Below are 7,955 nucleotides of genomic sequence, written 5' to 3'. Positions count from 1 at the left end.
CTGTCACAAAAAATGACGGCAATAGAAAAATACTCTTAGCAGCCAATGATGATGAAACCAGTGATAACCAAAGCCAAACTAACAAAGCCCCAGCTAAGAGTGCTGTCGATATCAACCTCAATGAAATAAAAATTCGCGCTAAACGTTTTCATGACGTTGGCCCACTACCCGGTTTAGGCCTGACCAAAGAAGAAGTCCCTGGCAATATACAAAGTATCACAGCCCAACAGATTAAGGAATCACATTCACTTAGCATGTCTGATCTAATGAACTCGCAATTGCAATCGGTTAATGTGAATGATTACCAAGGCAACCCCTTTCAGATGGATGTAACCTACCGTGGCTTTACCGCAAGTCCCCAAATAGGCACATCGCAAGGGCTTTCTGTATTTTTCGATGGCATTCGTGTCAATGAACCATTTGGCGATGTGGTGAACTGGGACCTAATTCCGATGAATGCATTGGCAGGCATGGACGTATTCCCAGGCTCTAACCCATTGTTCGGCTTAAATACTTTAGGGGGTGCCTTGGCCGTTAAAACCAAAAGCGGCTTTGATTTTAAAGGTGTAAATGCTGAAATCCTTTCTGGCTCTTTTGGACGCAAGCAACTGCAAGCATCAGGTGGATGGAACGATAATTCTCTAGCGGCTTTTGGTGCGGTAAATTTATTTTTAGAAGACGGTTGGCGTAAAAACTCACCGTCAAAAGTCAATCAAGCCTTTGGCAAATTGGAATGGCGTAATGACAACACCTCCTTAGCATTTTCCAGTCTGGTGGCAAGCAACAAACTAGTCGGGAATGGCACAGTACCTGCTGAAATGTTCGCACAAGATCCACGTAGCATTTTCACCTCTCCTGATGAAACACGGAACAAACTGTTGCAGTTCCAGTTATCTGGCGAGCACTTCATTAACGACAACTTTAGTGTGACTGGTCAGGTTTACCGCCGCAACAGTAATCGTCGCTCATTTACGGGCGATATGATTGATGAAGAAACTTTTGGTTCATCTGGGTTCGCTACTCGCAAAGCGGCACCGGGGGAAAACATCACTTGCGCATTTAAAGCCAGTCCACAAGGTATTCCTGAATATTATGTCGACAGACTGGATCAAGACGATGGCAATGGCGGCTTTACTAGTGCATTTTATTCTAAGCTGAATAGTGGTGGCGGCATGGATTATTCGCTATTGAACTCGAATACGCTCAATCAAACATTGGATCCAAATTATGTTGCATTAATTAAAATGCAACTCGCCATCTCATCTGACCCTAGTAAGAATTACCCTGCCCCTGAATGGCCATATGATCCTAATACCTTTGAAACTCTTCAAACATATGAAGCCCCAGCGCCCTTAACTGGCGGAACAAATAATTACTTTTATGATGTGGATGGTTATAAAAATCTCTTAGTAGAGCTACCTCCGCTCAATGCCTCAACCTGTATGTCAGACAGCATCCATATGAATGGAGGAGGCACAAAACTATACATAAACGATGCCAATGGCAATGTCATTTTTATTTCACGTGACGGTGCTGCGGGTACCGCAGGCAATACTGGCTATGTTGATGGCACGCCAACCGCGATTATTACCAAAGCCAAAATTGACCAAACTACCGATGGCGCCTCCGTACAATTCAACTGGAATTTAGATAAACATAAAATCATGCTCGGTGCCTCTATCGATGCCAGTGGTGCGGAATACGATGGTAAACAACGCCTAGCAATGCTAGACAATAACCGTTTTGTACGCTCTGACCCGCTTAATATCGGTGAAGAATATGCTGCTGCACAGCAAGATATTGATGTCAATGCCTTTGATGGTTCAGAAAATACTCGTAGCCTTTATTTTAACGAAACATGGTCGCCTATCGATACCTTTCACGTTTCCTTTGCTGGCCGCTACAACCATACCCGCGTTAAAAATAAACTGGCCACACTGAGAAGATCAGGTCAACGGACACTCACGGAATATTTAAATCAATGGCCGGAATACGTGGTCTGTACCGATTTAGATTCCTGTGCTATTCCACTCGACAAACCCAATTTTGTCGATTACAACAACAAAACTCTCTACGCCCCAGAAACAGAGAAGTTCAAATATCACTCGTTTAATCCATCCATAGGAGCCACTTGGCAAGCCACCCCTCGAGTTAATGTTTATGGCAATTTAAATCAAGGTACGCGAGTACCTTCTGTGGTGGAATTGGGCTGTGCATTTGATGACACGCCAACACAAGCTGGGTACAGATGGAACCCAATCACTCACGTCAATGAACCAATTTATAAACCACGTAGTCTTGCACTGGGGAACGCTTGCACGCTACCCAGCACCATGTCTGGCGACCCCTATTTGCCGCAAGTCAGGGCGCAAACCATTGAAATCGGCGGCCGTGGCCAGTTAGGTAGCCTTCTGGATTGGAATGTCAGTGCCTATCGCACCAATGTCTATCATGACATTTACATGGTGGGCTACACACCTGAACTAAGCTTCTTTCAAGATGTTGGCCAAACGCGTCGACAAGGCATCGAGTTTGGCTTATCGGGTGATTACGGTAAATCCGATTTTAAAATTAACTATTCACTTTCTGAAGCCACATTCCAGTCCAGCTTTAAAATGCTTAGTGCAAATAATAGTAGTCGTGAGCTAACAGGACTGTCGGCCAACATGATACAAGTCGAACCTGGTGACCGCTTACCGGGAATTCCACTGAACAATCTAAATGCTAGTTTTGGCTACAAACTAACATCAAAATGGAAAGTGCGACTCAATATGGTGGCGCACGGTGGCTCATTTGTACGTGGCAATGAGAATAATGACCACACTCCAGGCCCAGGTAGAATGTACGTCAAACGACTTTGGAATCCCCAAACCAGCACTTGGGAAAATGTAATGGTCAAAGAGCCTGATTATAAATCTTCAGGTAAGTCACCCGGCTTTGCCACTTTTAATCTAAGCACAAGTTATGACTTCGGTAGTGGTTGGACAATGGGTGCCGTTGTAAACAATCTATTTGACAAGCAATATTTCTCCGCTGGTCGCTTAGGGCTCAACCCATTCGCACCCTCCGTGCATGGTGCTATCGGTGCGGGCGGCTTCAACTATAACTCCAGCGAATGGCTAGGCACGCAATTCGTTTCTGGTGCTGCCCCGCGCGGAATATGGGTAACCTTAGGTTATGACTTTGATAGCGATAAAGAAGCTGCTAGACAAAAACAGTTCGCAGAACGGAGTGCCCCAGCCCTTGACAATTTACCACCTCCTGAACGACCTGCTGATGTTAACCCAGCATTGCAACTAGCGCTGAATAGTAATTTAACTCTAAGCGGTAATGATGGCAAAAATCGCTTTGTTTCCGAATCTGAAAAAGGTGTTAGGGCAACACTCGAGTCACTTAAAACTGCGCAGATTAGTTTAGACGGCGATGGCTACCTGCGTCACTACGCCGCAAACTTTAAACCAGCTGATGGTAGCAACCACCGCGATTGGGAAATTAAAACCAAAAATCGTATTAATGCCGCCAATAGACCCACTGTGACAGTTTCAGATTTAAGTGTTGCTTCTAAAGGCCAAGAAATGTCGGCCATGTTTACAGAAACCAGCCAATCAGGACGCCAAAAAGAGTCGGTAAGGCGTGTGCTGGAATTTAAAAAGCAAGATGGGCGTTGGCTGATTATTCGCGAGTTTGCATTTCCGGCTCGGACCAATATTGAGCAAACTAAGGCTGAAAAACAATCAGCGGATTTGGGATAAGGGAGAGAATCATGTCTATTCAGTTTAACTTTATTCGCCGCCCTATTGTAATTACCATTGAATCACTCTTTACAGCCATTTTAATGGCTGGCTATGCACTTACTGCTCAGGCAGATTGCACTGGCACTGACCCAAATTACACATGTACTGGTGACTCGACCAACAGCAGTGGCACTACGATGGTGGGTGGGTTAGTGATTGATGCAACGGTTGGGGCGACATTAACGAATGAGCCAATTAGCTCAAATATCCCCGTTGGCATGATTACCAATATCTTGAGTCATGAAGACAGTACCGATGGAAATTATGCGCTTTATTATGATCCAAATATTGGAAGCTACATCACGGGTGTAATTGATGTTGGTACAGTGAGTACTGGCGCGCACAGCGTTATTTCTTCCACAGGCGGATCTAGCCTCAACATTATCAATAATGGCCGGATTGTAATGGACCGCCGTTCAGTGTCATTTGGTTATTTAGATGAAAATCAAACACAAGTGTGGTCTTGGTCGGCTGACGCGAATGGTAATTTACTTACCAACCAGTATCAACTTGATGTGATTAACCCTGACCCAGTTACTGGGCTACCAACACCAGTTTTAACGGCATCAGGCACTCCCGCTGGTGTAGCAGCCGCTATTCATGTAGATCAAAATACAAATGAATTAATTATTACGAATCACGGTGGTATCGCACCAAATGAATTCTTTGGTGCTGGTGCTGAAATTTCTGCAATGGGTGATTTCACTGCGGCAATTTATGGCAACGCGCGTATTCAGACAATCACCTTAACTGGAGATCAAGCGAATGGTTATGGCAGCATTGCCAACTGGTCTCATTCTGGTGCTATTGGCGACACGCTTACAGAAGGTCACTGGGCCATCGCTAACTATGGTAGCGGCCTGACGACCATTAACAACAGCACAGCTGGTAACTATATTTATGGCGATATTTTATTAGTGGATCGCAACCCACTTAAAATGGCCGCACAAATCATTGATTCAGCTTTAACACTCTCCTATAGCGCTGAGGAAGTTGGGCCACGTAACAGCCTGATTGATAACTACGGCACAATTGGGGGCAATATTTACTTAGGCTCTGGCGAGCACCATCTGATTAATCGTTCAACCACGGAAACTGGCGGCGGAAATGCAGCCTCTATTAACGGAAATATTTACGTAGACCAAAATGACTCTGAAGGAGTATCAGGAGGAGCCAAGAAATTTACGTTAGAGCAACGCGGAGGCGTATACGGTGACATCATCATTAACGATGCAGATGGCTCAGTAAATACAGTGACCATCGACCAAACTGAGGGCGGTAGCGGCTTAACAGGCAATTTAACGGCCTTGAATAGCCTAGGTGACAACACTGTCGAACTCAACTGCGGTCAGTTCAGAAATTGCGATGTAGCTGGCTCAATCAGTGGTTTTAACACATTAACAATGCGTGGCAATAACAGCCAATGGACACTCTGGGGGGCAGGGATACAGTTGAATCAGGCCGTTTATCTACAAACTGGCGTGGTAGACTTGCAGACTTTACTAACCGTTCCTGAAGTTTATGTAAATAGCACCTCGACATTAGCCGCCTCAACATCCAACGGCATGATTGTTGGTAATTTGACAAATAACGGTACACTAGATTTACACGACCAGATGCTAAATGTGACGGGCGATGTTACGCTGGCAGCAGGTTCAAAATTTAAAACAACGATTACCAATACAAGCAATGGTCAGTTAGTAGTTGGCGGAACAGGAACGATTGATAATAGTGCTACAGTAATACCAACTACCGTAAACCACTTTGTTCAGAATGGCGAACAAATCAACATTGCCACGAATACCATTGGCAGCGCGCAGGTTCAGAACTCTGGTCTGGTTAGATGGCTATTGAGTGATGCTTCTGGTGATTTAGTACTCACCGCTAGTACCAACGCTGCAATTACCCTGCCTGGACTTTCTAAAGGTGCTACCAATGCTTTAAATACTGTCATGAACTATAACGGTACCGATATTGGGTTAATTAATCTTGCAAAAACATTGCAGAATTTAGATGAGGCCAATGTGCGTTTATCAGGCGAGCGCCTCAGACCTGAGGCTAATGATGGACTGATTCGCATGGTATTGACTTCGACTGATAAAACTCTAGGCATGCTTGAGTCGCATCTGTTCGACACGCATTTAGCTACACTTAATGGCAGAAAAATCGGTAGTTCCGCTAACTTGATTAATGACAAACCCAAAGGTGCTGGCATTTGGTTTCAAGGTTTTGGCTTTACTGGAACACAAGAAAAACGCCAGAGTATCGATGGCTACACTTCCTCTGCCACTGGTATGGCATTTGGTGCCGATCGCCCCTACAGCGAGCGCCTAAGGCTTGGCGGCGCATTCAGTTACGCCTATGGCAATGTGGATGGCCTAGGTGCGACCGACAATCACCGCATCAATATCAATAGTTATCTAGCCTCTATTTACAGTTCTTGGGCCGGCGATGCATGGTATCTGAATGGAGCCCTTGGTTTAGGCCGCCATATATTCAACAGCAACCGCACCAATGTCGGCCTAACGGCGCACGGCACACACGATGGCTGGCAAGCTACCGCAAAAGTAGACGCTGGCTGGCCAATCAGCATGAGTGAGAACGCTACTTTTGTGCCAGTCACTTCCCTAGCGTATAGTCGTTTGTCTGAAACTGGCTACAGTGAAAAAGGCAGCGCAATTGCCCTAAAACTTAACGGCCGCGATACGGAGTCGCTTCGCACGGGTCTGGGTGGTAAATTGTTGTATTTGATTCAGCAAAATGACTGGGTAGCAGATATCGAGTTTCGTGCTTTATGGAATCATGAGTTTGCTAATTTATCGCCAGATAGCACTGCGCGATTTGTTGCAGGAGGTGATCAATTTACTAGTCCTGGTATCAAAACCACTCGCGATGACTTTACGCTGGGTAGCAGTTTACGACTGACTGGCAGTGAAGAAAATGATGATATATCACTACTATTTAGCTACGACGCTAACAAACGCGCTCAATTTATCAGTCACGCTTTACTGATGCAGCTCCGTTACGAGTTTAATGGTGGACATTCGTTGATGAAACGAGCTCTTGTTGCTAAAGAAAAAACCGTTGCCAAGGCTATCACGGCTATTCAGGTTAATGAAAACGACATCGCAGTTATACAGAAAATGATTGCGCCTGAAACATACCAAACAACGGAAGCTGAAAAGGCAGTCAACACAACCATAGAAGCTTGGCAAGCCGCGCAGAACCGAGGTGATGTCGAAGCTTACCTGAAATTTTATGCACAAAACTTTACTAGCAATAACGGAAGTGACCGCACTGCACAGATTGAACAATTTCGTAAAAAAGTTACGGCTAGCAACACTCTAAACAAAATAGTGATTGCTGAAATGATTATTTTGCCACAGGGTAAGGGCATGTCTGCGGTATTCACCGAATCCTCCAATAGTAAAAATCAATCATACACGGTGAAAAAATTAGTGGATTTGGAACAAAAGGATGGCAACTGGCTGATTGTCCGTGAGGACAGTATGACGCTAGTGGAATGATAAATAGTGAAATGATATTTAGAGAGCATGAGGACAGTGCGTTGTTTACTAGTGAAATGTTAAGTAGCACAGTATTCAATCTAGACATCTTCATGTGAATCAACTTAATTATTGACAAGGCTCAACTATGAAAGTGGATCAAAAGCACCAGCAACTTGTTGAAATGATTTACATCGCATCTGAAGTTTATAAACATGGCTTTCATGTTGAGCAGTGCAGTAAACTTGTAAATCATGGTGATGATTTAGAAAAAATGACACGTACGATAAGAAAACTGGCTACGGATACCAACCTTAACGTGAATTTTAACCACGAACTAGGCGTATGCATTTTCGAACTAAAAGTTTAGTTTGAATATTTTATCCTAAATTTAAGATAAAATTTCCCGTAACTATACAAACCTGTATACATGTCGTGTACTTTCCATTATATTAACAATTATCAGTATTTCAGTAATTTATTTTCAAACTGGACCCTACACAGATACAGACAAACCCACTACAATCTAACATTCTGTTACAAACTTTTAACAAATCAATTACTACTAATCACTTACTTAGGGCACATTAAATGAGCGATACACAACTTGCCGATTGGCGCAATCATGCACTTACCTTAGAGTCTGAAGTTAACA

3 protein-coding genes are annotated in these 7,955 nt (G+C 44.1%); all 3 read left to right on the top strand.

Annotation, left to right across the window (positions count from 1 at the left end; all coding sequences use genetic code 11):
- A partial coding sequence (locus HOO90_RS09320; RefSeq protein ID WP_292842371.1) for a TonB-dependent receptor occupies positions 1-3,752 on the top strand: 3,752 nt, incomplete at its 5' end.
- A gap of 11 nt (positions 3,753-3,763) precedes the next feature.
- On the top strand, positions 3,764-7,321 hold the full coding sequence (locus HOO90_RS09315) for an autotransporter domain-containing protein (protein WP_292842369.1): 3,558 nt from the start codon (positions 3,764-3,766) through the stop codon (positions 7,319-7,321).
- A gap of 127 nt (positions 7,322-7,448) precedes the next feature.
- On the top strand, positions 7,449-7,670 hold the full coding sequence (locus HOO90_RS09310) for a hypothetical protein (protein ID WP_292842367.1): 222 nt from the start codon (positions 7,449-7,451) through the stop codon (positions 7,668-7,670).
- Positions 7,671-7,955: the final 285 nt, after the last annotated feature.

Origin of the sequence: Methylotenera sp. (assembly GCF_013141425.1) — a bacterium.
Lineage (GTDB): Bacteria > Pseudomonadota > Gammaproteobacteria > Burkholderiales > Methylophilaceae > Methylotenera.
The sequence above is the reverse complement of the archived record's forward strand: the minus strand, read 5'-3'. Positions and strand labels throughout refer to the sequence as shown.

What these genes read in the sequence shown, in the direction of transcription:
- HOO90_RS09315 (WP_292842369.1), top strand. Translation starts at nt 3,764, where the DNA reads ATGTCTATTCAGTTTAACTTTATTCGCCGCCCTATTGTAATTACCATT.
- HOO90_RS09310 (WP_292842367.1), top strand. Translation starts at nt 7,449, where the DNA reads ATGAAAGTGGATCAAAAGCACCAGCAACTTGTTGAAATGATTTACATC.